This is a genomic window from Salinicola corii, from assembly GCF_008298015.1.
In the GTDB taxonomy this organism is placed as follows: domain Bacteria; phylum Pseudomonadota; class Gammaproteobacteria; order Pseudomonadales; family Halomonadaceae; genus Salinicola; species Salinicola corii.
Window position 1 is genome coordinate 156,000 of the sequence record NZ_VTPX01000002.1, and the last position, 26,108, is coordinate 182,107.

Consider the following 26,108-nt stretch of genomic DNA (forward strand, 5'->3'; position numbering starts at 1 on the left):
TTACAGCAGCGGGGCGACGATTTCGAAGGGCGCGGTGCTCTCCCCATCCAGCGCGCGCTCGCCCAACTGATTGAATTGCTGCTGGCTGCGGTTGACGTACTTCAATATCTCGTAATAACGGCGCACGTTACGGACGTAGATTACCGGTTCGCCGCCACGGGCGTAACCGTGGCGCACCCGGGAGTACCACTCGCGTTCCTGCAGCAACGGCAGCGCTTCGCGGACATCGGCCCAGCGCTTGGGGTCGCCGCCGCGCAGGCGAACGATCTCCTGGGCGTCGAACAGGTGCCCCAGGCCGACATTGTAGGCGGCGAGTGCCATCCAGGTTCGATCGGGTTCAGGTATGTCATCGGCAAGGCGCTGTTTGACTTGCAGCAGGTATCTGGCGCCTCCGTCGATACTCTGACGCGGGTCGAGGCGGTTATCGATGCCGACCTCGTCGGCGGTGGGGTGCGTCAGCATCATCAATCCACGAACGCCGGTCGGCGATTCGGCATCGGCCTCCCAGTGGGACTCCTGAAAACCGAGCGCGGCCAGCAGGTGCCAGTCGAAGCCGGTCTCCCGGGCGGCCTCCTTGAAGTAAGGCACGAAGCGCGGCAGCCGCGTCCCGACATGGTGAATGAAGAGTCGGGCACCAACGTACTCGAGATAATCGTCGTGGCCGAAGTAGCGTCCCACGAGCTCATCGAGATCACCATTGCGACGCTGCTCTTCCAGGAAATCGTTGGCGGCGCTGAGCAGATCGATCGACTGGTTCGCCGAGAAGGCCCAGGCCAGACTCATCGGTTTGCCCAGCGGGAAGCCACGTTCGACGTTGGGGAAGAACAACCGGTTGAGCCTGAATTGCTGAGTGTAGATCACGGCCGCATCGAGGTCGTCGCGCTCGACCATCTCCATCAGATCGGCGATGGTCAGATTCTCCGCCTCCTTCCAGCCCAGACCCGGAAGATTGCGCTGCTGGGTGCGTAGCGCCTCGGCATTGCCGGAATCGGCAATGGCGCCGATCCGTAACCCTAGCAGATCGTCCAGCGTACGTACCGGTGGCAGGCCTCGGCGATAGACTACCAGCGGCTGCAGCGTGAGGATCGGTTGGCTGTATCGAATGCCTTCTCGGTCCAGGTCGAGCGCCAGCGCCGCGGCACCTACGTCCGCGTCGCCACGTTTCACGTCGTCGATCACGCCGCCGATACTGGCCTCGGTATCGACCGACAGGCTGACTTCCAGCGACTGTGCGAAGCGGCGCATCAGCTCGTATTCGAAGCCGGTCGGGCCATGCCCCCCGGCGTAGAAGGTGATCGGCCCGCCGCGTGTCGCCACCTGCAGGAAATCGCGCTTGCGGATCGACTCCAGCCCGTCGCCGAAATGTGGCGCCAACTGAGCGGGACAGAGGACGATTGTCAGCGCCAACAGCAGTACCAGCGCGCGCCGCAGACGTGTCATGAGCTTGGACATGCAGTGGGATCGGTGACAGCGTGACGGCACACCATAGCCGCCCCCCGTCTCGCTGTCATCCATTGGCTACCGCGCTAGGCATCCCGAGGAGCGGGCGTCTCGCTCCCGTTGCAGAGGATGTTGCCACTCTGCAGTGGCCTCGAACGGCGCCAGGCCCGTTGCCTTAGCGAGCGTCGCCGCTTTCCAGTATCATGGCGCCCTGATCCCGGCATCGCCGTCCGTCTCGCACGAGACGGACGCGATCCTCGACCGTCCTGGAGGCTTTCCACGCCATGCTCGAATTGCAAGGCGCTCCCGCGCTATCTGCATTCCGTCACGCCAAACTGCTCGCCGATCTTCGCGCTGTCGTTCCCGAAGTCGAGTCCCTCAAGGCACATTACGTTCATTTCGTCGACCATCATGACGAGCTCGACGCCGAGGCGCGCCAGGTGCTGGAGCGGTTGCTGGGCCATGGCCACGGTTCCGAACCCGGACGGGACGCATCGCCCGAAGGGTATCTGTTTCTGGTCGTGCCCCGTATCGGCACGATCTCGCCGTGGTCCTCCAAGGCCACCGATATCGCCCACAACTGCGGCCTCGAGTCGATCGCGCGGATCGAGCGGGGCATCGCCTATCGGATAACGCTGAAGAGCGCGCCGGCCCCCGAAAGCTACGACGCCCTGGTGGCGCGCCTGCACGATCGAATGACGGAGACCGTGCTGTTCGACTCGAGCGACGCGGCCAAGCTGTTCTCCCATCACCGGCCGACGCCGCTGGCCACGGTCGACGTGATCCAGGGCGGGCGTCCAGCGCTGGCGGACGCCAATGGCAAGCTAGGGCTGGCTCTGGCCGACGACGAGATTGACTATCTGGTCGAGGCCTTCCGGGGCCTGGGGCGCAACCCGACCGATGTCGAGTTGATGATGTTCGCCCAGGCCAACTCCGAACACTGCCGCCACAAGATCTTCAACGCCGACTGGGTGATCGACGGCGAGCCGCAGACCCATTCGCTGTTCAAGATGATCAAGAACACCTTCGAGTGTTCCAGCGACAAGGTACTCTCCGCTTACAGCGACAACGCGGCGATCATCGAAGGACCGACAGCGGGGCGTTTTTTCCCTTTGCCGGACAATCAGGTCTATGCCGCCATCCGGGAGCCGATCCATATCCTGATGAAGGTGGAGACCCACAACCACCCGACCGCGATCGCTCCGCATCCGGGGGCGGCCACCGGCGCTGGCGGCGAGATTCGCGACGAAGGCGCCACCGGGCGTGGCGGCAAGCCCAAGGCGGGCTTGACCGGCTTCACCGTCTCCAACCTGCGCATTCCCGAATTCGTCCAGCCGTGGGAGGCGTTCGACTACGGCAAGCCCGAGCGGATCCAGTCGGCCCTCGACATCATGCTCGAAGGGCCGATCGGCGGCGCGGCGTTCAACAACGAGTTCGGCCGCCCCAACCTCAACGGCTTCTTCCGCACCTTCGAACTCGATGCTGTCGGCGCGGGCGGTGTCGAGCGGCGCGGCTATCACAAACCGGTGATGCTGGCCGGCGGCTACGGCAATGTGCGCGATGGCCACGTGCTCAAGGGCGAGATCCCGGTCGGCGCCAAGCTGATCGTGATGGGCGGCCCGGCGATGCTGATCGGCTTGGGCGGAGGTGCAGCCTCGTCGATGGCCTCCGGCGTCTCCAGCGAGGATCTCGACTTCGCCTCGGTGCAGCGCGACAATCCCGAGATCGAACGTCGCGCCCAGGAAGTGATCGACCGCTGCTGGGCGCTGGGCGATGACAACCCCATTGCCTTCATCCACGACGTCGGTGCCGGTGGTCTCTCCAATGCCTTGCCGGAGCTGGTCAAGGATGGCGGTCGCGGTGGCCTTTTCGATCTGCGCGCGGTGCCCAACGCCGAGCCGGGCATGAGCCCGCTGGAAATCTGGTGTAACGAGGCCCAGGAGCGGTACGTGTTGGCGGTGACCCCAGACCAGCTCGAGCGCTTCGACGCGCTTTGCGCCCGCGAGCGCTGCCCCTATGCCGTGGTCGGCGAGGCTACCGAGTCGCATCATCTGGCGGTTCGCGACGGTCAGTTCGAGGCCGATCCGGTCGACCTGCCGATGAGCGTGCTGTTCGGCAAGCCACCCAAGATGCAGCGCAGCTTCGAGCGCGAGACACTCAGCCTGCCGGGTCTCGGGCTCGACAACCTCGATCTGCGCGAAGCGCTGGATCGGGTGCTGCGGCTGCCGACGGTGGCGTCGAAGAGCTTTTTGATCACCATCGGCGACCGCTCGATCACCGGGATGGTTGCGCGCGACCAGATGGTTGGCCCGTGGCAGGTGCCGGTGGCGGACTGCGCGGTCACCACGTCGAGCTACGACACCCACGCCGGCGAGGCGATGGCCATGGGCGAGCGCCCGCCGGTGGCGCTGATCGATCCGGCGGCCAGCGCGCGTCTGGCGGTCGCGGAGGCGATCACCAATCTCGCCGCCGCGCCGATCGAAAGACTCTCCGACATCAAGCTCTCCGCCAACTGGATGAGCGCCGCCGATCACGTCGGCGAGAACCAGGCGCTGTATGACGCCGTTCACGCGGTGGGCATGGAGCTGTGCCCTCAGCTTGGCATCGCCGTACCGGTGGGCAAGGATTCGATGTCCATGCGCACCGCCTGGCAGACGGAGGAGGGTGACGAAAAGAGCATCACCGCGCCGTTGACGTTGAACATCACCGGCTTTGCCCCGGTCACCGACGCACTGCGCACGCTCACGCCACAGTTGCGCCTCGACCAGGACGAGAGCGACCTGATCCTGATCGATCTCGGTCGCGGCCGGAATCGCCTCGGCGGCTCCGCCCTGGCGCAGGTCTACGGCCAGGTCGGCAACGTCTGCCCGGATCTGGACGAAGCCGAGGACCTGGTGGCGTTCTTCAGCGTCATCCAGGGGCTCAACGCCGACGGCAAGCTGCTCGCCTACCATGACCGCAGCGACGGCGGCCTGATCGTGACCCTGCTGGAGATGGCCTTCGCCGGCCGCGGCGGGCTCGAGATCAAGCTCGACTGGCTCACCGACGATGCCGTCGGCGCGGTGGATGCGCTGTTCGCCGAGGAGCTGGGCGCGGTCATTCAGGTCAACCGCCAGGATACCGAATTCGTGCTGGCGCAGTTCGCCGCTGCCGGCATCGAGACCTGTGGCGTCATCGCCCGCCCGCGTTACGACGACCAGGTCCGCGTGACGCTGTTCGAAGAGCCGCTGCTGGAAACCACCCGGGCCATGACCCAGCGCGTCTGGTCGGAAACCAGCTATCGGATGCAGGCGCTGCGCGACAATCCCGAATCCGCCAAGAGCGAGTTCGACGGCCTGCTCAACCTGCGCGATCCGGGGCTGTCGGCCAGTCCCACCTTCGATGTCGACGACGACGTCGCCGCGCCTTACATCCAGACTGGGGTGCGGCCGCGGGTGGCGATCCTGCGCGAGCAGGGCGTCAACGGGCATATTGAAATGGCGGCGGCGTTCGACCATGCCGGCTTCGAGGCGGTCGATGTGCACATGAGCGACATTCTCGCCGGGCGCATTACCCTCGACGACATGAAAGGCCTGGTCGGCTGTGGCGGCTTCTCCTACGGCGACGTGCTCGGCGCCGGCGGCGGCTGGGCCAAGTCGGCGCTGTTCAACGGCCGCGCTCGCGACCAGTTCGCGGCCTTCTTCGAACGGGAAGACACCTTCGGCCTCGGGGTGTGCAACGGCTGTCAGATGTTCGCGCAGCTGAAAGAGTTGATCCCCGGCGCCGAGCGCTGGCCGCGCTTCGTGCGCAACGGCTCGGAGCAGTTCGAGGCCCGTGTCTCGATGGTCCAGGTCGAGGATAGCCCGTCGATCCTGCTCACCGGCATGGCCGGTTCGACCCTGCCGATCGCCGTCGCCCACGGCGAGGGCCAGGCGCTTTTCGAGGACAGCGGCCACCTGCGCGGCATGCAGACCAGCGGCCAGATCGCGCTGCGCTACATCGACAACGAAGGTCAGGTCACGACGCGCTATCCGGCCAACCCCAACGGCTCGCCGGCCGGCATCACCGGCCTGACCACGCCGGACGGTCGCGTCACCATCATGATGCCGCACCCCGAACGCGTCGCCCGCGCGGTCACCAACTCCTGGCGGCCGCTGGCGTGGAAGCAGGACGGCGCCTGGATGCGGATGTTCCGCAATGCGCGCGTCTGGGTAGGGTGAGCCGGGCTTGTCTCCATGCCTGATCCCTTACGCTCGCTCGACGAAGACCGGCCCGCCTCACGGCGGGCCGGTCTTTTCGTATTGGATTCTGAGAGAGCGAACCGCGAAGGTTTGCCTCAATAGCGCCCGCGCAGTACCGGAGCTCTCCGGTCTCAGCGGAGATGTCCATTCATGGCAGCTCTTCGGAGCAGTACAAGGCGAATCGATTCGGTTCCATCGATAACGCCCAGAACTTCCCGCTCTTTCCTCCGTTTCTTCCTGTCTAGTCTACGCCATTGGTCTCGAAACTATGGTTGGATGCCAAAATCCAATCATATCCACAATAATGCAACCAAACGGTATTGGATTTGTTGGGTAATGAGGAAGAGCAATGATGTACGCGGTCGAGCGTCAGCGAGCAATACTGGAACGGCTTCGGGCCAATGGGCGTATCAGCGTTCGTGATCTGAGTCGTGAACTCGACCTTTCCGTCGAGACGATTCGGCGTGACCTCATCACACTTGAGCAGCAGTCATTGCTCAAGCGCGTCCACGGTGGCGCGGTCGATATTGCTCGCCTGGCGATTCCCGAGCCGCCAATGGCCGAGCGCTCGAAGATCAAGACAGCTGAAAAGGAGCGCATTGCCGCGGCTGCCCTGGAGCATCTTCCCGACTCTGGCGTGTTGTTCATGGAGGCCGCCTCGATCTCGGTAATGATCGCCGAACGCCTACCCAATGATCGCGATTTTTTGATCGCCACCAACGGTCTGCTGGTCGCGCAGGCGCTGAGCGCACGTAAGAACGTCGAGGTCCTGATGATCGGTGGGCGTCTGCGATCGCGCAGCATGTCGACGGTGGATGACTGGGCGTTGGAGAATCTGCGCTCATTGCACCTGGACACCGCATTGCTTGGCAGTTTGGCTTATTCGTCCACAGCGGGATTGACGACCGGCGACGCCGCTGACGCGGCAGTCAAACGTCTGATCTTGCGTATTGCCGAGACAAACATCCTGCTCGCCGAAGCCGCCAAGTACGGTGCGATCTCGGTCTGTCGGTACGGAGATATCGGCGACCTGGACATGCTGATCACCGACGACTCTCTGAGCGACTCCGCGCGCGAGGAATTGCTGGAGTACGACTTGGAAATCGTCACCGCCTGAGCCGAGCAGCAGAGCGTTCGGCGTCGGCGCTACACGTTAGGCAATACGGAGAAGAGAGTATGTTGACAACTTATAAATCACTGATCTCGATCGTATTTGGGGGTTGTCTATTGGGGATGGCCGCCTCGGCTGGCGCACAGACCGGGGAGAACCCGGTGTCCTGGGACGGGGCACCGGAATCCGACGGCCAGATTGCCATGAAAATGGGCTATTCCAACAGCATTTCCTGGTCGACGCTTGGCACGACACTGCGGCGCTTTGGTCAGCTCGTTTCGATCTACAGTGACAATCAGATAAGGCCCCGAATCTATCCCGGCGGGCAGCTTGGCAGCGAGCGGGAGATGATTCAGCAGGCGCAGCAGGGTGCGGTGCAGGTCACGATCCCTGCGGCAAACAACCTGGCCCCGCTGGCGCCGACGATGAATATCTTCGTGCTGCCCTACATCGTTGATTCCACCGACAAGATGAACAACTTGCAGGACGAACTGGGGCCAACGGTGACCGATAGGGTGATCGATGAAGCCGGCGTGCGGATTGTGGGCTGGGAGAATTCCGGCTGGCGTGAGTTTTTCTACAACGCCGACGAGCCCATCTCGCAACCCTCCGATCTCAGCCGGTTCAAGATGCGGGTGCCACAGAATCCCATCATGATCGCCACCTATGAAGCCTGGGGTGCGAATCCGACACCGGTGAACTGGGTCCAGACCTACAACGCCCTGGAGCAGGGCGTCGTGCAGGGGGGAGACAGCCCTATACGAGATATTGTCGGGGCCAAGTTCACCGAAGTGGTCAACCGAGTTACCACGCTGCACTACAACATGCTGATCCATCCCATCGTGGTCTCCGAACGCTGGTTCCAGTCACTGGACGACTTCCAGAAGAAAGCGGTACTGCGCGCCGGGCGTGAGGCGACGGCTTACGTGCGTTGGTGGCAGCCACTGCGCGAGGAGCAGTGGTGGCAGCAGGCTCGTGACGAAGGTCTGATGATCAATGCCATCGAAGACGAGAGCGAATGGGAGCAGCAGGCTCAGAAGCTTTGGCCAGAATTTGTTGACTCGCTGGGTAGCGACGGCCAGCAACTGCTCGATGAAGCCAAGCGCATCAACGCGCAGTACGACCAATCCCACTGAGCGACGCGGTCAACGTCATGAACAAAATACTGGAAAACCTCTTCCTGGCGATCTCCGGCACTCTGCTGACACTGATGGTGGTGGTCGTCTTCTATGGCGTCGTCTCCCGAGAGCTGGGATGGAGCGTCGCCTGGACCACCGAGCTGGGACAGATGCTGTTTCTTGCCAGCGTCTTCACGGGTGCTGCGTACGCCACCCTGAAAAAGGCTCATCTACAGATCGGCGTGCTGTCGGGGCTGGTAAAGGGGCGCTTCAGCCAGCCCTTGCTCGAGGGGGGGCAGCAGCTCGTAGTAATTCTCTTCAGCGCGGCGGTGGCGTGGTTCGCCACTGCCAACCTGATGGATGGCTTCCGCTACCCGGATATCTCGCCGACGCTTGGGATTAACCGCAGCTATCTCTACGCCATCATGGCCGCGAGTTTCACGGTGATCGCGATCCACGGGCTCTATCGGCTGGGCCACATCGTCGTCGCGCGCGGGAGGATCCAATGAACTGGCTCTACATGGATTTCATCGTACTCCTGCCACTGCTACTGCTGCTTGGCGTGCCGATCTTTGTGTCACTCGGCATCGTCGGCATGCTGGCGGCGTATCTGATGAATAACCCGATGGTCTTCGCCACGCAGGGTATCCTCAACGGACTCGAAAACTTTGCACTGTTGGCAATACCATCGTTCATTCTGGCCGGAAACATCATGGAGAAGGGCGGAATAACCGGCGACATCATCAGGATATTCCGCAAGCTGTTCGGGCACATCCACGGCAGCCTGGGTATTGTGACCATTTTCTCGTGCATGTTCTTCGCCGCGATCTCCGGATCGGGGCCGGGCACCGTGGCTGCCATCGGCGCGATCATGATTCCCGCCATGCAGCGGCAGGGGTATCCGGCGCCATACGCGGCGAGCGTCGCGGCTACCGGCGGTACGCTGGGGGTCATGATTCCGCCCTCCAACCCGCTAATTCTCTACGGTGTTATTGCCAACGTGTCTATCGCCGACCTGTTCGCTGCCGGCGTGATACCTGGCGTGATGATCAGTTTCCTGCTGGCGGGCATGGCCTACCTGATGGCACGTCGGTCCGGTGCCGTCGCGAAGTCCGGCGGAGATAATGATAGTCGTGAACGCCAGCCTCTGGGCTGTTTGCTCTGGGAGGCGAAATTTTCCCTGTTCCTTCCGGTCCTCATTCTGGGTGGCATCTATCTGGGCTTCTTCACCCCGGTCGAGGCATCGGTTTGCGCTGTCGTCTACGCGCTGGTGGTGTCTTTCGCGGTCTACCGTCAAATCACGCTCGAGGGGTTGATCGCGGCCGTCGAGTCCACCGTCAAGCTTAGCGGTGCGCTGATGATCATCGTTGCCTGCTCGACGCTGTTTGCCAAAGTGATCGCCATCGAGCAGATCCCCCAACAGTTCATTGCGCTTTTTTCCGGCGTGACAGAAAGCCCCATTGTGCTGCTGTTGATCATCTGCGCCGTGCTGCTGGTGATCGGCACCTTCATGGAGACGTTGTCGTCGATCATTATTTTGGCGCCGATCCTGGTACCTCTGGTGGAGAGCTACGGCATCGATCCGGTGCTGTTCGGCATATTGCTGGTGGTGACCAACGAGATCGCGTTTCTGACACCACCGCTAGGAGTCAATCTCTTCGTTGCCAGCCAGATCGCTGACATCGGGATCGGGCGTTTGGCCATTGCCGTATTGCCATTTCTGGCGGTGTTGGTGCTGGCGCTCCTTATCCTGATTTTCTTCCCGTCTCTCACGCTCTGGCTGCCGACGATCATCAAGGCATAGAGCGCGCTTATAGAAGGATACGACGTTATGAATATCATTTCCGTGCTCGTTGATAGCTTCAATAAGGACGTCCTGAAAACCTATAACCCGGACAGTGATGTGCGCTGTCCCAATCTGGAAGCCTTTGCCGCACGCGCCTGCATTTTCGAAAACCACTTCGTCGGCAGCCTGCCCTGTATGCCCGCGCGTCGCGAGATCATGTCCGGGCGCAAGGATTTTCTGTGGCGCCCGTGGGGACCGATGGAAGTTTTCGATGATCGATTAGCCTCCCATATGGCCAAAGGGGGGTATCGTACGGGTATTGTTACGGATCATTATCACTACTGGGAAGAAGAAGCTAACGGCTACGTCGAAGACTTTGAATCCATTACTTTCGTGCGAGGTCACGAGCTTGACCGACATAAACTTGCTACCGAGGAGAACATCCCGCCGTGGGTTGGGAAGATGATGGAATATCGCCGGGAAGGCGCTTTGCAGTATTACGCTAACGTCAAGAATTTTGAGGGAGAAGAAGATTATTTCCCCGCCAGGGTCTTCACAGAGGCCACTGAATGGCTGGACAAAAACGCGGGAAAAACGCCTTTCTATCTACACATAGAAAGCTTCGATGTTCACGAGCCTTTCGACGTTCCCGAGCCCTATGCCAGCCAGTATCTCAAGCCGGGAGAGCGCGCCAAGGCGCTTAAGCAACGCTACAATATCTGGCCTCCCTATCAAAAATATGACGACCTATCCCGGTTTTTCGATCACACCGACGAAGCCGAACTCGACTTTATTCGCACCCAGTACAAGGGCAAGGCGAGCATGGTCGATCACTGGTTCGGCAAGCTCATGAACAAGCTCGATGAGCTCGACCTCTGGGACGATACCGTTGTCGTCTTCACCACCGATCATGGTCACGACCTGGGAGAACGCGGCGGTTTCGGCAAGCAGTACCCGCACTATGATAGCCATGCCAACATTCCGCTCATGGTCTGGCATCCGGCTCATCCCGGTGCGGGACAGCGTGTCGAATCGTTGACCCAGACAGTGGATCTGTTCGCCACCCTTCTGGACCTGGCAGGCCTTCCATGCCCGGCAAGCGCGCCTCATAGCCGTAGCTTTCTGCCGTCGGTGGTCGACTCTGAGAACACGGGGCGCGAGGCAATTCTCTACGGAACTTTCGGGCAGGGTATCTGCATCACAGATGGCGAGTGGACGCTCTTTCGGTCGCCCGCCGCGGGCAAGCCGCTGCACGCCTACTCCAGCTTCATTGCTCGCCCTCTGCTGGTCGATAACCCGGTCGATGGTCGAGTGGGGAAAATGCCGGAACCGCCGTCGGGACAGGGTTATTTCGACGGCTCCATCCCCTATCCCTTATGGCAGATCCCGGTTCAGGTGGACCCGAGAAGTCACGAGCATTTTTTGTTCAACCGCCGGAAAGATCCCGCACAGCACGATAATTTATGGCAGCGCCAACCGGAAACACGCGACCGCTTACTCGAAAAACTGCGCGGCATGATGTGCGAGGAGGGGGCGCCCGATGAACAATTCGACAGACTGCAGTTGAATTGAGCCTGGGGTCATAACTCGAATCAGAAATTTCCTGCTTCGAGATCGATTGGTAGCTCCGTGCTACGGGGCAATTATCTGTAGGGAGTCGTCATGATTACCAGTGCCGTATTTCCAGGTCGTTATATACAGGGGAGAGAAGCGCTGAATGAATTGGGAACTCATCTTGCGAACCTAGGAAATGCCGCAATACTTGTCGTTGACCCGAGTATAAGACAGTGGATGGTGCCACGTGTCATCGAGGCCATTAGCGGGGAAGTCAGGGTCGAGTCCTTCGATTTTTCTGGCGAGCCGGTCGAATATGAAATGAAGCGACTTTCGGAAATGGTCGCGGGAAAAAGCTGCGACATTGTGATCGGAGTCGGTGGCGGAAAGGCAATCGACACGGCCAAGGGCGGTGTCCATTTTGGCGGTGGCTCTCGACTGGTCGTTGTACCGACTATCGTGGCTTCGGATGCGCCATGCAGCAAAAATGCGGTCGTCTACAGCGCAGGTCATAAGGTGGTTGGCAGTCTCCATTGCCGATCCAACCCGGATCTCGTAATCGTTGATACACAGGTCATCGCAGCCGCACCTTCACGCTTTCTATCCGCCGGGATTGCTGATGGGCTGGCTACCTGGTTTGAAGCCCGTTCGAGTATCGCGGCCGGGAGACGCAATTTCACCGGTTATCGTGCGACCCGGACGGCGGAAGCGATTGCGCGTCTATGCTACGAGACATTGATCTCCCAGGGGCCATTGGCGCTGTCGCACTGTGACAATGGTTGGGCCAGCCCAGCACTGGAAGATGTTGTTGAGGCGGCCACGCTGATGAGCACCATCGGCTTCGAGAGCGGTGGTCTCGCTTCCGCTCATGGCTTTCATCAGGGAGTTTCCGAGTGGAAGGAAACCCATGACCTTTTACATGGCGAAAAGGTCGCTTTCGGTCTATTGGCGAGCCTGTTTCTCACGAACGAGTCCGAAAGCGTCATCTGCGAGACATTCGAATTTTGCAAGTCCCTACGTTTGCCGCTGACGTTCGCCGAAATCGGTGTGCATGACATGACGGACGATAAGTTGCACGTTGCCGTGCGCCGCATGATGAGGCCAGGAGAGTGTACGTTCAATGAGCCGATCGAATACGACGAGGCTGATTATGTCATCGCCATGCGAGCCGCTGATCAATATGGACGCGTTATTCACGATGTCGGGGTTGGTTGTTGAGGTAGCAATGACAACGATCAAGGGGAGGACGGCGGGTCATTATTGCGCGACGTTCAATAGGTAATGTTGGGGAGGCACGGCATGTCGATATCACCATTTGATTTGAAGGATCGAAAAGCGCTCGTCACCGGTGGTGGGCAGGGTATCGGTTTGGCGTTTGCACGGGGCCTGGCGGAAGCGGGGGCTGATGTCATGCTCGTCGCGCGTCAATCGGTACATCTGGAAGCCGCTCGAGAGGCACTGTCCGATACTGGAGCGGGAGTCGATATCTTCTCGGCAGATGTGACGCGGGAATCTGATTGCGAGGCGCTTGCCAATTACTGTCGAGAGCAGTTTGGTGAGCTGGATATTCTGGTCAACAATGCTGGCACCAACTGGCGTGGAATGCCGCAGGACTACACGTTGGAGCAATGGAAGGCCCTGATTGATGTCAACCTGACGAGCGTGTTTTTGGTCAGTCGATGCATGTTCCCCATGCTATCCATCAAGGGTGGAAAAATCATTAATGTCGGTTCCATGACCTCGATTTTCGGGACGACGCACACAGCCCCTTACGGTGCGGCGAAGGGTGGGGTCGTTCAGTTGACACGGGCGCTGGCCTCGGCACGGTACGATATTCAGGTTAATGCCATTCTGCCTGGCTGGATTGACACCGACCTCACGGCGCGGGGTCGTGAAGCGAGCCCGGAGCTTCACGACAAGGTCCTGGCGCGGACCCCGGCAGGACGATGGGGACAGCCGCAGGATTTGGTGGGGGCTGGTGTTTTTTTGGCGAGCGCGGCATCGAATTTTGTAACAGGTATTGCCATGCCAGTGGATGGAGGCTACTCCGCCGAAGGGTAACGCATATCTGCCTCCGAGCATGACCCATGGCTCCACTCCCGACGGTATTGAATGCCAACTTTTGCGGTGGGGACTCAGATTTGTCATTACGCAGTGCGACTTGTTGAGCCGTAGGGATCGCTTCGCTATCTGATGAAAGTCACCCCTTGCTTTATTCTTCTGGATACAGCATCCAATGCCTGGCCCGTATCCGCTCCAGGCAGAGTCTGAGTTCGCCATCCAGTGCGCGGTCCTCTGATACCGGGTCGAACTCTTCACGCAGCGTGTCGACCATGGCGGCAAGCGGGGCGGGCAGGGGATCGCCACGCAGGTGGACGCCCTGGAGTCCGGCCAGTAGCGCAGCGGCGGCGACCTGTTCGGTGAGCTCGAGCACGCGCAGGGCGTCGCGGGCGGCGATGGTGCCCATGCTCACCTTGTCCTGGTTGTGGCATTCGGTGGAGCGCGAGAAGACGCTGGCGGGCATGGTGCCCTTGAGCGCCTCGGCGGCCCAGGCGGAGGCGCCGATCTGGACCGCCTTGAAGCCGTGATTGATCATCGCCCGCTCGGCCGGGGCGCCGGAGAGGTTGCTCGGCAGGCCGTGGTTGTAGCGGCCGTCGACCAGCAGCGCGAGCTGGCGGTCGAGCAGGTCGGCGACATTGGCGGTCAGTGTCTTGAGGCTATCCATGGCGAAGGCGATATGGCCGCCGTAGAAGTGGCCGCCATGCATGACGTCGCCGACATCCGGGTCGATCAGCGGATTGTCGTTGGCGCTGTTGAGTTCGATCTCGATGAAACCGCGCAGCCAATCGAGGCTGTCGGCCAGGACGCCTAGCACGTGCGGCGCGCAGCGCAGCGAGTATCGATCCTGCAGGCGCTGCTGCGGTGGCAGGTTTTTCAGTTCCAGATCGGCTCTCAGCCACGCGGCGATCCTGGCCTGGCCAGGATGCGGCTTGGCCGCGAACAGCCGTGCGTCGAAGTGGTCGGGGTTGCCCCGCATGGCGGCCACGTTGAGCGCGGTGATACGGGTGGCGAGCTTTAACAGATATTCGGCACGGGCGAACGCCTGGCACGCCAGCGCGGTCATCACCGCGGTGCCGTTCATCAGCGCCAGCGCTTCCTTGGGGCGCAGCGTCAGCGGCTGCCAGCCCAGTTCGGCGTGAGCCTCGGCCGACGTCCGCACTTCCCCCTGCCAGATCACTTCGCGCTCACCGCACAGCATGGCGGCCACGTAGGAGAGCGGCGTCAGGTCGCCGCTGGCGCCCACCGAGCCCTCTTCGGGAATGCGGGGCAGCAGGTCTTCCCGCAGGCAGGCGTGAAGACGCTCGAGCAGCGCGAAGCTTACGCCGGACACGCCCTGGCAGAGCGACTGCAGGCGAGCAGCGAGCACTGCGCGCGCTGCCTCGGCTTCGAGAAAACGGCCCAGTCCGCAGCCATGAAAGGTATAGAGCTGGCGCGGCAGCGCTTCGACCAGGGAAAGTGGAATGGCGGTGACGCAGGAGTCGCCATAGCCGGTGGTGATGCCGTAGATCTGTCCCTCACGGTCCAGCAGGCCCTCGACGACCGCCGCGCCCCGATCGATCCGCGCTCGCCAAGCGGGGTCGTCGTCGAGGTTCGATGTGAAGCGGCGCTCGGCCAAGGCGACCACCGCTTCGAGAGTTAGCGGCACGGGGCCGAAGGTGACCTGCGGGGCGTTCGGGGACATGCGACGGCGTCCGGTTGAATTCAGGAAACGCCGAGTGTAGCCGTGGGTGGTGTCTCGCGGCCAGCGCAGGCCGTAGGGCAGAGGTGCCCCGGCGCGCTATTCGGGGCGGATGGCGGTGTAGAAGAAACGCACTGAAGGTTCGCCTTCGATCAACGGTGCGGTGCCTTCCTTGAACGGCGGGTAGTGCGGCATCTGCATGTGATGCTCGAAGGCGGCACGATCGCGATAGACCTCGTGCAGAACGACAACGTCTTCGCTGCCTTCCGGGGTCAGTACGTCGAACGCCAGGCAGCCTTCCTCGTTGGTCAGGGATTCGCTGGCATCGTTGTGCGCCAGCGCGAGAAAGGCCGATACCTGGCCAGGCTTGATGCTGAATTCGGCAATGACCACGAAGTGCGTGGATTCGGCCATGGTGATCTCCTTATCGAGGGGACGGGAATGGTAACGTCGAGCGCCTGGCGGTATCGATGCCGTCAGGCCGTTGTCCATGTAATCAGTGTACGCGCGGTGCCTCGCCCATGCCGAGACGTTCCTGGAATTCGGCCACGGCGCTCTTGAGGAGTTCCAGCAATCCGGGAATCAACGCCACGCCTTGCTCGGGCCCTTCGACGAACTGTTCGACGCTGACATGCACGGCTTCGTTGTGCACGACCAGTTTGGCGGCCTTCAGGGTGTTCATCACGTCGTTGGCGGTTTCCAGCAGCAGCGTGCGATTGGTGGCGGCGGCAGCCTGCCATACGCCGGGCAGCATCAATTGGAAGAAAGCCGGCTCGTCGGTGGCCACGACCAGCACGAATTCCAGCTGGTCCTGACGGATGCGCGCGGCCTGTGCGTCCATTGCCTCGATGTCGATCTCCATGGCGCGCAGCTGTTCGACGTAACGTTCGAGCGGGGTGGGAGCTTCGTGTGAAATGTCAGACTGCATGAAGGCGCTCCGAAGTCGAGTTGCGGCGACAAGGCGCCGATGACCTCTATTGTACCGTCAGTGGCCCTCGTTGTACGGCGGCGAGCCCGTTGCATGGTACTGATGAATCAGGGGGCTGTTGCCATCTCCGGATTGAGAACGGCGGCGCCAAGCGTCCGAAAGGTATCCAGGCGTTCGTCCGTGGCATCGGTGATCAGCGTCCACTGATGCGGAAACGGCGTCCAGTGCTGCTGGCTGGCATGGCCCAGCTTGGTGGCATCGGCCATCACGTAGACCTCTGCGGCACGCGCAATCATCGCCTCCTTCAGCCATGCCTGCTCCGGGCTGGCTTCGCAGAGGCCCAGTTCGGTGACGCCGTCGGCGCTGAGAAACAGTCGGTCGACCGTCAGGCGCGAGAGCGCGGCGTGGGCCAGTGGACCGTAGGCGGTCATGCTCGAGGCGCGCAGATCGCCGCCGAGCACGGTGGTGTGTCCCTCCGGCAACTGCGTCAGCCAAGGCAGTGCGGCCATGTTGTTGGTCACGACGTGAAGGCCGCGCCGCTCGCCGAGCCGGGCGGCCAGCGCCGCGGTCGTGGTGCCGCCATCGAGCAGCAGCGTATCGCCATCCTCGATGCACGCCAGTGCGCAGGCCGCGAGGCGTGCCTTGACCTCGCCTTGGCGCATGCGGCGCTGTTCCAGCGTCAATTCGGGCTCGCGCTGGCCGATGGTCGTTGCCGCACCGCCATAGGTACGAACCAGCAGACCCTGCTCGGACAGCGCGCCGAGATCGCGGCGGGCGGTCGCTTCGGAGATGCCGAAGTGGCGGCAGAGAGCCTCGATGCTGGTGATGCCGGCATGGACGGCTTCCAGCATGTCATGGCGGCGTTTGGCGACTTTCATGTGGTTCCCCCGCAATCGAACGAACCCGCCTGGGCGGGTTTCGACACCTGTTTCTGGCCAGTGGTCGCCGGCTATTGTGCCATCGCCACCGTCCGCGCCCTACCGTGGATAACGGCGAGCGCTCAGTCGGCCAGAGACAGCTGATGACGCGCCGCGACGATGTCGGAGAGCTCGGGAACGTACTTCTCGCCGTCGCCCTGGGCTTCGGCGCTGGCGTAGAGGTCGCGCACGGCCTTGGCGACGCCGGCTTCGACGTTCATTGCCTCGGCCAGCGAGGCCAGGTAACGCGTGTCCTTGTGGGCGTTCGCCAGGGTGAAGCGATGCGCGTCACGGTCGCGTTCCAGCACGTACTGGAAGAAGGTGCGGTAGAAGCCGCTATCCATGCGCGAGCCTCGAATGACGCTGTCGAAGGTCTGCGGCGTGATGCCGGCCTTGGCACCGATGGTCAGCGCCTCGGCGAAGATCGCGCCATAACCCATGGCGAGGAAATTGTTGAGCAGCTTCATGGTATGGCCGGCGCCCACCGGGCCGACATGCATGATTCTCGCGGCCCAGGTTTCGATGACCGGGCGCACTCGTTCGAGAGTGGTTTCGTCGGCACCGATGATCGCCTGGAGTTCGCCGCTCTCGGCCTGTGCCGGGATGCCGCCGAGCGGAGCGTCGATCAGCGTGATGTGATCCTGTGCCAGTGATTCGGCGAGCTTGCGCGTCAGCGTCGGTTCGGACGTCGAGCAGTCGACGATGACGAGGTTGTCGCGCCCCGCCTGCCTGGCACCGACGCGGATGCCGTGCTCGCCATCGATCAGCGATTCGACCTGAGGCGCGCCGGTCACGCAGAGAAAGACGATATCGCATTCGGCGCCCAGCGCTGCCGCGTTGGCGGCTTCTTCGGCGCCTCTGGAAACCAGGTCGTCGATGGGTTGGCGGTTACGGTGGGCCAGTACCTTGAGCGGATAACCCGCCTTGAGGATATTGCCGGCCATACCGGCGCCCATGAGTCCGAGTCCTGCAAAACCGATGATCGGCATATGTCTCTCCTGGGTATCGATGGATCGTTGTCGATGGCGCCTTTTTGATCGATCGAGATGAGGTTCAAGCGTCGGCGTCGTGACGGCTCGCCAGTTCGACGGCCTGGCGCAGGGCTTCGATCAGGCTGCGATCGTCGGCGATGCCCTTGCCGGCGATGTCGAAGGCGGTGCCGTGATCCACCGAGGTGCGCACCACCGGCAGCCCGACGGTGACGTTGACGCCGGCCTCGAGGCCCATCACCTTGACCGGGCCGTGACCCTGATCATGGTACATCGCCACCACGCAGTCGAAATCGCCGCGACCGGCGCGGAAGAACAGGGTGTCGGCGGGCAGCGGCCCCTCGACATCCCAGCCACGCTCGCGGAGCGCCTTGATCGCCGGCATGATCTTCTCTTCCTCTTCACCATAGCCGAACAGGCCGTTCTCGCCGGCGTGAGGGTTGATGCCGCAAACGGCAATACGCGGATGGGGCTGGCCGGCGCGGACCAGCGTTGCATGGGCGCGCTCGATGGTACGCGTGACCAGTCCCGGTTCGATACGCGCGATGGCGTCGATGATCCCGATATGGGTGGTGACGTGGATCACTTTCATTTTAGGCGTCACCAGCATCATCGAGACTTCCTCGGTGCCGGTCAGATGCGCCAGCAGCTCGGTATGCCCCGGGAATACGTGCCCACCGGCATGCAGCGCCTCCTTGTTGAGCGGCGCGGTGCAGATCGCGTCGAGCTCGCCGGCTTCGATCAGCTCCACGGTCCTGGCGATGTACTGATAGGCGGCATCGCCGGCGATCGGCGAGACCCTGCCCCAGGGCAGATCGGCGGGAATCAGACCGAGATCGATGCACTCGAGCGTGCCGCGCTCGAATCGTGCCTGGGCGGGCGCGTCGACGACATGCAGCTCGAGGGGCGAACCGACGATCTCCATGGCCTGACGCAGGCGGCCGGCATCGCCGATGACCAGCGGCCGGCAGGTGTCGTGGACGGCATCCTGGGCGAGCGCCTTGACGATGATTTCCGGGCCGACGCCGGCGGCGTCTCCCATGGTGATACCGATGATGGGGCGATCGCTCATGTTCGTATCCTCTGCTGAGTCTTGAAAGTGGGTGACGGATTCACTGTGGGTGGCGACTGTCCCGTGGGTAGCGGATCCCGTGTCGTGCCAGACCCGCTGGAAGGCTTCGGCATCGCCGAAGCCGCCGGCCTTGGTGATCACCTCCAGGGGCCGCTCGCCATGGCGGGTCACCAGCCGGGCCATGCCGGTATCGGGGGCGTCGATCAGCGTCAACCGGGTGATATCCGCGGCCATCAATATGGCCCGGGCGGTGGCGCCACCCGTGGCGATCAGCCGATCGACCGCGGCCAGATGCGGGGCGAGCATCACGCCGAGTTCGGCGCTGAGACGCGGTCCATCCGCGGCGTTGCGATCCTCGTTCTGGGCCAGACGAACCATGACGTCGTTGCCCGTCTGCAGCGTCTCCCCGATACGGTGAGAGAGACGCTGGGAGATCGACGCCAGCGCGGGCGACGACGAGGTCTCTTCCGTCTCGCCGAACAGCTCGGCCGGGGTGATCTCCACGACCGCGAGGTCAGGGTTGGCGGCCACCAGCGCGTCGGCCTGGACGTGCGAGATACCGCTCATGCTGCCGATCACGATCAACGTCGGGCGTCGACGCGGTGCGCGGGCGGAAGGGGCCTCGGTCGTCGAAGCGGTAAGACCCAGCGCATCCGGCAGCACCAGGCCCAGCCCGGCCGAACCGACCCAGAACACGTCGTCGAGCGTCGCGGATAGCATTGCCAGTCGACGCAGGTCGGCATCCGTCAGGGCGTCGCAGATCACGGCCTCGACACCTTCCTGCTGATACTGCCGCAGCATGTTCGAGACCACCGCATCCGTTTCATAGAGCGTCGCCAGGTCGAGGTGACGCGTGGTCAGCGCCGCGCCTTCCAGCATCTCGACCAGATCGGCGCGGCCGCGGATGCCTTCGTTGGTCCAGACCTCGGTCTCGTCGACCGGGCGTTCGTGTAGCCACTGGCGGCCGGCCCGGGTGGTGCGTCCGGTGGCCGGGTAAGCCGGGGCGACGATAGCCATGCCGGCGCTGGGTACCAGGCTCGCGATCTCGGCGGCGACATTGCCGCGCAGTGTCGAATCGATCTTCTTGAACAGATAGCGATAGCGCCCCTGCCACTGAGTCAGGCAGTCGCGATGAAGCTCTACCGCCTGCTGTGGGGAGCAGGCTCGCGAGTCGAGATCGATGGCGACGGCATTGGCGCTGGCACTGACCCTTCCCGAAGCGGAGAGCATGACTTGCGTCGAGAGCCCTTGTCGGGTGCAGCCAATCGCCGAATCGGCGGTGCCGGTCAGATCATCGGCCAGAATGAGCAGGGATGTCTGATCGGCCATCGAGGGCGGATGGGACGGGTACGAAGCAGGCGCTATCGTCATGGTTATGATTGAACCGATTAAATATTTCCGTATAAATTGATCGATTCGATCATAAATGGCAAGTCGACGAAGGTGGAACACGACCCGTCATGAGCCTGAACACGCGTGGCCACCAACCGGAAAACAAGGCCGAATTCAGTTCGACTGACTCAGACAGTGACTCGGTCAGTGATTCAGAAAGTGTTTGGGCTGGTGATTCGGCCAACGATTCGGCCAGCGATTCGTCGAGGTCAGGGCTTCAGCGCCGGACTGCCAGAATCGCCGCGTAGGGCATAGGCTTCCAGCACGCGGGCATGGACATCGGCGAGAGAGTGGTCGTGCTCGAGGGCAAGGCGATGGATATCATCGTATTCCGGTGCCACCCGGATATCGCGGCCGTCGAGGCTGCCGATCTTGACCCTGACCTCGCCCCACTCGGTTTCGACGACTTCGATTCGGCGATCCAGAATTCGCCGGCTGGATTCATGACGGCGCACGCCGAAGGTCGAGGTGTGTAGAAGCAAGAGTCGCTCCTGGGCGTCCGCCCGCGGCCACGGTGCCAATACCGTGATCAACGTTCCGGGGCGAGATTTCTTCATCGTGACCGGGGTGTAGAACACATCCAGCGCCCCGGCTTCCAGCAGCAAGCCCATCAGGTGGCCCAGTTGCTCGCCAGTGACATCGTCGAGCTGGCACTCCAGGACGGCAATCGACTCTCGCGGTTCGTCGTCGTGGGCGGTCGTGGACGATCTCTCGGCCTCGAACAGAACGCTGCGCAGCACGTTGGGATGAGCCGAGTCGCGATTGCCGGCGCCGTAGCCGATCCGCAGCGGTCTCCCGGCCGGCAATCCGCCAAAGCGCTCGACCAGCACGCCGAGAAACGCGGCGCCAGTGGGCGTGGTCAGTTCGCCCGGCGCATCGAAATCCGACAGCGGCACCCCCTTGAGCAGTTCCAGTGTCGCCGGCGCCGGGATCGGAAAGCGGCCATGGACCATGGTGACCACGCCGTATCCCACCGGCACCGGCGTCGCGGTGATCGTATCGATATCGAGGGCTTCCAGTGCCAGGCAGACGCCGAGGATGTCGATGATCGAGTCCATCGCACCCACTTCATGCAGGTGTACCTCGGCCGGATCGATCCCGTGGATTCGCCCTTCGGCTTGAGCAATGGCGGTGAAGATCGCCGTCGCCCGGCGCCTTACGCGAGGAGGCAGATCGGCATCGGCGACCATCGTCAGAATATCTCCCGCCCGGCGGAGAGGGTGGCCGGCGTGGCCGTGCACATGCTCATGACCGTGATCATGAGGATGAACGCCACCAGCGGGCTCGAGCGCGATGTCGAGCAACCGCGCGCGGATACCGCAGCGATCCACCGGCCGGGTCTCGAGTGTGAACGGATCGATCGGCAAGCGGCGCAGCGACGCCGCGATCCCTTCCAGATCGGCGCCGAGGTCCACCAGCGCCGCCAGCAGCATGTCGCCGGCGATGCCGAAGGTGCAGTCGATATGAAGCGTCTTCATGGAGTGCGTGGCCCTGTTGAGGCGGATTCGGCGGGTTCCTTGGCGGCGGCTGCCGAACTCTCGAAGCTGGCGGGCCGCGGATCGGGGCCCCGGTCGAGCAGCGAGAGAATGCTGGCGGCCTGCCAGGCGGCGCCGAAGCCGTTGTCGATATTGACCACGCTCATGCCAGTGGCGCACGCCGAGAGCATGCCGAGCAGGGCGGTGACGCCTTGCAGGCTGGCGCCGTAACCCACCGAGGTGGGTACCGCGATTACCGGATTGCGCACCAGCCCGGTGACCACGCTGGGTAGCGCGCCTTCCATGCCGGCAATCACGATCAGCACGTCGGCCCGGGTCAGGGCTTCACGATGTGCCAGCAGGCGATCGATGCCGGCGACGCCGACGTCGTTGAGCCGGGCGACGTCGGCGCCCAGCCACTCGAGGGTACCCGCGGCTTCCTCGGCCACGGGCAGGTCCGAGGTGCCGGCGCAGATCACTGCCACGGTGCCGGGGAGACGCTTCGGCGAGGCACCCCACGAAAGCAAACGGCTGATCGGATCGTAGTGGCCGTGGGGATGATCCTGAAGCACGCGTTCGGCACGCTCGGCATCGAGTCGGGTGACCAGCGCCCGCTGGTGACGATCGATCAGGCGGGCGACGATGGCGCTGATCTGATCGGCCTGCTTGCCCTCGCCGAACACGACTTCGGGGACGCCGTTGCGAGCTTCGCGAGCGTGATCGACGCGGGCGAATCCCAGGTCGGAAATGGGGCGGTCAGGGCGTTCGGTCATGCAATTTCCCGTCGAACTAAATTCAAGGCAGCAGTCGATTCATGCTGCCGCTGCGGTAGCCGGCCAGATCCAGCGTCACCCAGGCGTATCCCAGCGCCGTGAGTTCCGCGACCAGCCGGTCGTGATGTTCGAGCACCGTCGCCATGTCCTGGGGTTCGACTTCGATCCGCGCCAGTTCGCCATGATGGCGCACGCGGAGCTGGCCGATGTTCAGAGCTCTGACGCGGCGCTCGGCTTCGGCGATCCGCTCGAGTTTCTCCAGCGTGATGCGCTCGCCGTAGGCGACCCGCGATGACAGACACGCCAGCGAGGGCTTGTTCCAGGTCGGTAACCCCATGGCCTGGGAGAGTTCGCGGATCTCGGCCTTGTACAGGCCGACTTCATGCAGCGGACCACGCACGCCATACTCGCGGGCGGCCTGGGTGCCCGGGCGATGTTCGCCGTCGTCGTCGGCGATCAGGCCGAAGACGATATTATGGAATCCGGCGTCGACCATGATCGGCGCCAGATGGGTGAACAGGCCGGATTTGCAGTAGTAGCAGCGGTTGGCGTCGTTCTCGGCGTAGCCGGGAATGGCGATCTCCGAGGTCTCGATGACCCGGTGCGGCGCCTCCAGACGCCGGGCCAGTTCGCGGGCGGCATCGAGTTCCTCGAACGGATAGGATTCCGAGTCGGCGGTGACCGCCAGGACGCGTTCCCGGCCCAGCGTCTCCAGCGCGATGGCCAGCAGGAAGGTGCTGTCGACGCCACCGGAGAACGCCACCACCACGTCGCCCATCTCGCGAAGCACGTGACGCAGGCGTTCCAGCTTGGCCTCGAGTTCGGCGCCCTGGGTCACGTCGGCGGTCAGCGACACGCTGTGCGGGCGTGACGGCGCCGCCGCGTCCACGCTCAAGGCGTCGATCCGTTCGCTTCGAGCCATCGAGGTCATTGGGTCCCTCCCGTCGTGTGTCCGTCGACCGGACGTTCAGTCATCGACACAGCTCAGTCATCAACATAGGGTACCGTCAGCGGTCCCAGCGGCATCACGGCAATCGACATTTCCTCGCCGTAACGTGCTTTCAATGCCTGCAGCGTTTCGGCGATGTCATGGACGGGCTCCAACAGCGCGGCGCGTGCCTGGGCGTCGCTCAGCGTCGAGTAGAGCATCACATCGGCCCAGCTCTGGATGACCGCCTGCTTCTGCACCTGCCACTGATCGAGCATGGCGAACTCTGGATCCTCGATCATTTCGAGCAACGCCTGGGGAGAGTCCGCCATGGCCAGGATCTCGGCGAACTTGCCGTGATCGGGAATGCCATCGGAACACTCGCAGGCCATCAGGATGGTGCCGCCGCGCTTGACGATCTTGTGCGCGGCACTCATTCCCTTGACCGCCTGATACAGATTCTGATCCAGCGGGTAGCCGGAGTTGCCGGTGATCACGACATCGAAGCGCTGGCTGGCGCGTACCATGGCGTGTTCCAGCTCGTGTTCGCAACCCTGACGGTGGGCTTCGGTGAGATCGCCGGCAAAGACCCGGGTGATCGCCTTGTCGCGATTCAACGTGACGTTGAGCATGAAATGGGGCGGGCACAGCGCGTTGATCTCGCGGGTCATCGCCTGCAGCGGATTGTCGTTCATGTTGCCCCAGGTGGAACGCGGATCGCCGATCATGCGGGCGTTGTGAAACGTCATGATCGTCTCGAGACCCGCGATGCCCGGCATCACCCCCTTGGGCCCGCCGGAGAAGCCAGCGAAGAAATGGGGTTCGATGAAACCGGTGACGATACGAAAATCGGCTTCGACCCAGCGCCGATTGAGCCAGGAAGGGCAGCCGAAGCTGTTGTCTCCCACGTTGACAAGCTCATCGTAGTTGTCGCAGTGGTTGTTGATGACCTCGATGTGATCCACCACCCAGTCGCCTAGCATGCCGCGAAGCTCTTCGACCGTCTGGTCGCGGTGGGTACCGGTGCCGTTGATGATGACGAAGTTTTCACGCGGCACGTGATCGAGCGTTTCGATCAGCAGCGGTACCAGTAGATGATTGGGCGTCGGGCGGGTGATGTCGCTGATGACGATGGCGACGCGATCGCTGGCCTTGACCATCTCCTTGAGCGGCGGGGTACCGATCGGCGAAGAGAGTGCTTCGCGAACGCCGGCTTCGGGATTCTCCATCGCATGCTGCGTCGTCGGTTCGACGACGAAAGTGTCGTCTGGCAGGTCGAGTGCCAGCTCACCCTTGCCGTAGAGCAGAGAGATTTTCATGAAGGCTCCAGGATGGCGGCGCTTGCGCGCCGCCGGATGATGTCATTCGTCTCAGCATGCCACGATACGGCAGCGGCGTCGCTCAACCGTCGCGGGCGACACCGAGATCCTCGTCGACACGGGATTGCGGCTCGTCCTCAAGGGTGCCTTCGATGCCACGTCTCTTCTGCCAGCGATCTACCAGCATCACGGCGATCGGCCCCAGGATGGCGGTCGTCAGCGTGGCGATCGATATCTGCGACGTGGCGATGTTGACCAGGTCGTGATAACTCTGCGCTTCGGCGGCGCTCATCATGCCCGAGTTGGCAGCCACGGCGGCTGCGGCGGCGATGGCGGCCGGCGTTCCGGCTGCGTTACCCGCCGTGGTGGCTTCGGAGACCGGGGCGATGACGCTGGGTTCGCGGAACAGTCTGAAGATCAGAATACCGACGCCGCCGGTGAGTACGGTAGTCATGACGCCCAGCAGCAGGCCGGCACCCACGACCTCAGGATTGAAGAAGGCCGCCAGATTCATGTTCGCGCCCAGGGCAAAGGCGAAGAAGGGCACCGGCAGGATCTCGCCGGGTTTGAGGAAGGCGCGAATGTCGTGATCGAGATTGCCCAGTAGCATGCCTAGCGCGATCGGCAGCAGCACGGCGATAAAGGCGATGACCGGGAACTGGGAGCCCAGCAGACCCAGGGACATCAGGGTGAAGAACGGGCCATCGTTGAGTGACAGGATTGCCACCGCGCCGGTGTCGGAGCGATTGCCGTACTGGCTGGTAAGGGCCGCATACATGCCGCCGTTGCCGTTGGTCATGGCGGCGATGATCGCCACCGTCGAAAGACCCAGCAGGCCGTCGATCGGATCGAACATCAGCCCCAGGCCCACACCCACGGCCAGACCGGTCAGATATTTTGCGGTGACCAGTAGGGCGCCTTTCTTGAGCGCCTTGCCTCCTACGCGCAGGTTCATCTGGCTACCGGAGCAGAACAGGAACAGCGCGATCAGTACCAGCGCGCCGTCCTTGAACAGTTCCTGGGAAAAACCGCCGATACGCAGGAATTCGTACTGGCCGCTGTCGGTCTGTCCCGCGCCGAGCCACTGCAGGATCGCGGTGACCCAGGGCAGATGGAGCTGGTCGATGGTATTGAGCGCGGCACCGAAGATGAGGGGAACCACCATCAGACCTCCGGGGACCTTCTGGATCGTAGCGAGCAGTTTCATGGGGTTGACTCCCGTGCGCCATTAATGGCGAGTGGTTCACTGGTTTTCAGTGATCGGAACGCTTGCTAATTTGATCGGATCGATCATTTATGGCAATTCAACTAAAGATGTAGGGGGCGGGTCGCACGCCTTTGATCGCC

At 62.7% G+C, this 26,108-nt stretch carries 20 protein-coding genes and 1 pseudogene; 9 read left to right on the forward strand and 12 right to left on the reverse strand.

Annotated elements, in window-relative coordinates:
- Window positions 1-1,452, reverse strand: a complete 1,452-nt coding sequence (gene mltF, locus F0A16_RS04680; protein WP_149434235.1) for a membrane-bound lytic murein transglycosylase MltF — start codon at window positions 1,450-1,452, stop codon at window positions 1-3.
- Window positions 1,453-1,724: 272 nt separating this feature from the next.
- Here mltF and purL point away from each other — a divergent pair, with 272 nt between their 5' ends.
- The 9 genes and pseudogenes from purL (at window position 1,725) to F0A16_RS04720 (ending at window position 13,290) form a co-directional block, all read left to right on the forward strand.
- Window positions 1,725-5,639, forward strand: a complete 3,915-nt coding sequence (gene purL / locus F0A16_RS04685; protein WP_149434236.1) for a phosphoribosylformylglycinamidine synthase — start codon at window positions 1,725-1,727, stop codon at window positions 5,637-5,639.
- A 373-nt stretch (window positions 5,640-6,012) separates the two neighbouring features.
- Window positions 6,013-6,171 (forward strand): annotated as a pseudogene (locus tag F0A16_RS22225) (DeoR family transcriptional regulator); the annotation flags it as partial.
- 45 nt (window positions 6,172-6,216) lie between these two features.
- A complete protein-coding gene (locus tag F0A16_RS04690; protein WP_239023711.1) occupies window positions 6,217-6,777 on the forward strand; it encodes a DeoR/GlpR family DNA-binding transcription regulator in 561 nt (186 codons plus the stop codon).
- Between the two features lie 116 nt (window positions 6,778-6,893).
- Complete coding sequence (locus F0A16_RS04695; RefSeq protein WP_239023732.1) at window positions 6,894-7,907, forward strand: TRAP transporter substrate-binding protein; 1,014 nt, start codon at window positions 6,894-6,896, stop codon at window positions 7,905-7,907.
- A 17-nt stretch (window positions 7,908-7,924) separates the two neighbouring features.
- Window positions 7,925-8,398 carry a TRAP transporter small permease gene (locus F0A16_RS04700; protein ID WP_149434239.1) on the forward strand — a complete coding sequence of 158 codons (474 nt, stop codon included), beginning with the start codon at window positions 7,925-7,927 and terminating at the stop codon, window positions 8,396-8,398.
- Complete coding sequence (locus F0A16_RS04705) at window positions 8,395-9,693, forward strand: TRAP transporter large permease (RefSeq protein ID WP_149434240.1); 1,299 nt, start codon at window positions 8,395-8,397, stop codon at window positions 9,691-9,693. Before F0A16_RS04700 ends, F0A16_RS04705 begins: the two co-directional genes overlap by 4 nt.
- A gap of 27 nt (window positions 9,694-9,720) precedes the next feature.
- Entirely contained in the window at window positions 9,721-11,247 is a 1,527-nt protein-coding gene (locus F0A16_RS04710) for a sulfatase (protein WP_149434241.1), read from the forward strand.
- 90 nt (window positions 11,248-11,337) lie between these two features.
- Window positions 11,338-12,447: a glycerol dehydrogenase gene (locus F0A16_RS04715; protein ID WP_149434242.1), complete on the forward strand. Its 1,110-nt coding sequence runs from the start codon at window positions 11,338-11,340 to the stop codon at window positions 12,445-12,447.
- An 81-nt stretch (window positions 12,448-12,528) separates the two neighbouring features.
- A complete protein-coding gene (locus F0A16_RS04720) occupies window positions 12,529-13,290 on the forward strand; it encodes an SDR family NAD(P)-dependent oxidoreductase (protein ID WP_149434243.1) in 762 nt (253 codons plus the stop codon).
- Window positions 13,291-13,441: 151 nt separating this feature from the next.
- On the opposite strand, the gene F0A16_RS04725 is transcribed toward F0A16_RS04720, so the two are convergent.
- The 11 genes from F0A16_RS04725 to F0A16_RS04775 form a co-directional block, all read right to left on the reverse strand.
- Window positions 13,442-14,971, reverse strand: coding sequence for an HAL/PAL/TAL family ammonia-lyase (locus F0A16_RS04725; protein WP_149434244.1), 1,530 nt, complete (start codon window positions 14,969-14,971; stop codon window positions 13,442-13,444).
- 96 nt (window positions 14,972-15,067) lie between these two features.
- Window positions 15,068-15,382 carry a putative quinol monooxygenase gene (locus F0A16_RS04730; protein ID WP_149434245.1) on the reverse strand — a complete coding sequence of 105 codons (315 nt, stop codon included), beginning with the start codon at window positions 15,380-15,382 and terminating at the stop codon, window positions 15,068-15,070.
- 82 nt (window positions 15,383-15,464) lie between these two features.
- Window positions 15,465-15,896, reverse strand: a complete 432-nt coding sequence (locus tag F0A16_RS04735) for a hypothetical protein (RefSeq protein WP_149434246.1) — start codon at window positions 15,894-15,896, stop codon at window positions 15,465-15,467.
- Window positions 15,897-16,003: 107 nt separating this feature from the next.
- Window positions 16,004-16,774, reverse strand: coding sequence for a DeoR/GlpR family DNA-binding transcription regulator (locus F0A16_RS04740; RefSeq protein ID WP_149434247.1), 771 nt, complete (start codon window positions 16,772-16,774; stop codon window positions 16,004-16,006).
- Between the two features lie 122 nt (window positions 16,775-16,896).
- Complete coding sequence (locus tag F0A16_RS04745) at window positions 16,897-17,802, reverse strand: NAD(P)-dependent oxidoreductase (RefSeq protein ID WP_149434248.1); 906 nt, start codon at window positions 17,800-17,802, stop codon at window positions 16,897-16,899.
- A 64-nt stretch (window positions 17,803-17,866) separates the two neighbouring features.
- Window positions 17,867-20,203, reverse strand: a complete 2,337-nt coding sequence (pdxA, locus tag F0A16_RS04750; protein WP_149434249.1) for a 4-hydroxythreonine-4-phosphate dehydrogenase PdxA — start codon at window positions 20,201-20,203, stop codon at window positions 17,867-17,869.
- Between the two features lie 272 nt (window positions 20,204-20,475).
- Window positions 20,476-21,744 (reverse strand): nickel pincer cofactor biosynthesis protein LarC, encoded by a 1,269-nt coding sequence (gene larC / locus F0A16_RS04755; protein ID WP_149434250.1) that lies wholly within the window; start codon window positions 21,742-21,744, stop codon window positions 20,476-20,478.
- Window positions 21,741-22,514, reverse strand: a complete 774-nt coding sequence (larB, locus tag F0A16_RS04760) for a nickel pincer cofactor biosynthesis protein LarB (RefSeq protein WP_149434251.1) — start codon at window positions 22,512-22,514, stop codon at window positions 21,741-21,743. The genes larC and larB overlap by 4 nt, the downstream gene beginning before the upstream one ends.
- 22 nt (window positions 22,515-22,536) lie before the next feature.
- On the reverse strand, window positions 22,537-23,445 hold the full coding sequence (gene larE, locus F0A16_RS04765; RefSeq protein ID WP_223119709.1) for an ATP-dependent sacrificial sulfur transferase LarE: 909 nt from the start codon (window positions 23,443-23,445) through the stop codon (window positions 22,537-22,539).
- Between the two features lie 53 nt (window positions 23,446-23,498).
- On the reverse strand, window positions 23,499-24,761 hold the full coding sequence (larA, locus tag F0A16_RS04770) for a nickel-dependent lactate racemase (protein ID WP_149434252.1): 1,263 nt from the start codon (window positions 24,759-24,761) through the stop codon (window positions 23,499-23,501).
- Window positions 24,762-24,843: 82 nt separating this feature from the next.
- Window positions 24,844-25,968: a 2-keto-3-deoxygluconate permease gene (locus F0A16_RS04775; RefSeq protein WP_149434253.1), complete on the reverse strand. Its 1,125-nt coding sequence runs from the start codon at window positions 25,966-25,968 to the stop codon at window positions 24,844-24,846.
- Between the last annotated feature and the right edge of the window lie 140 nt (window positions 25,969-26,108).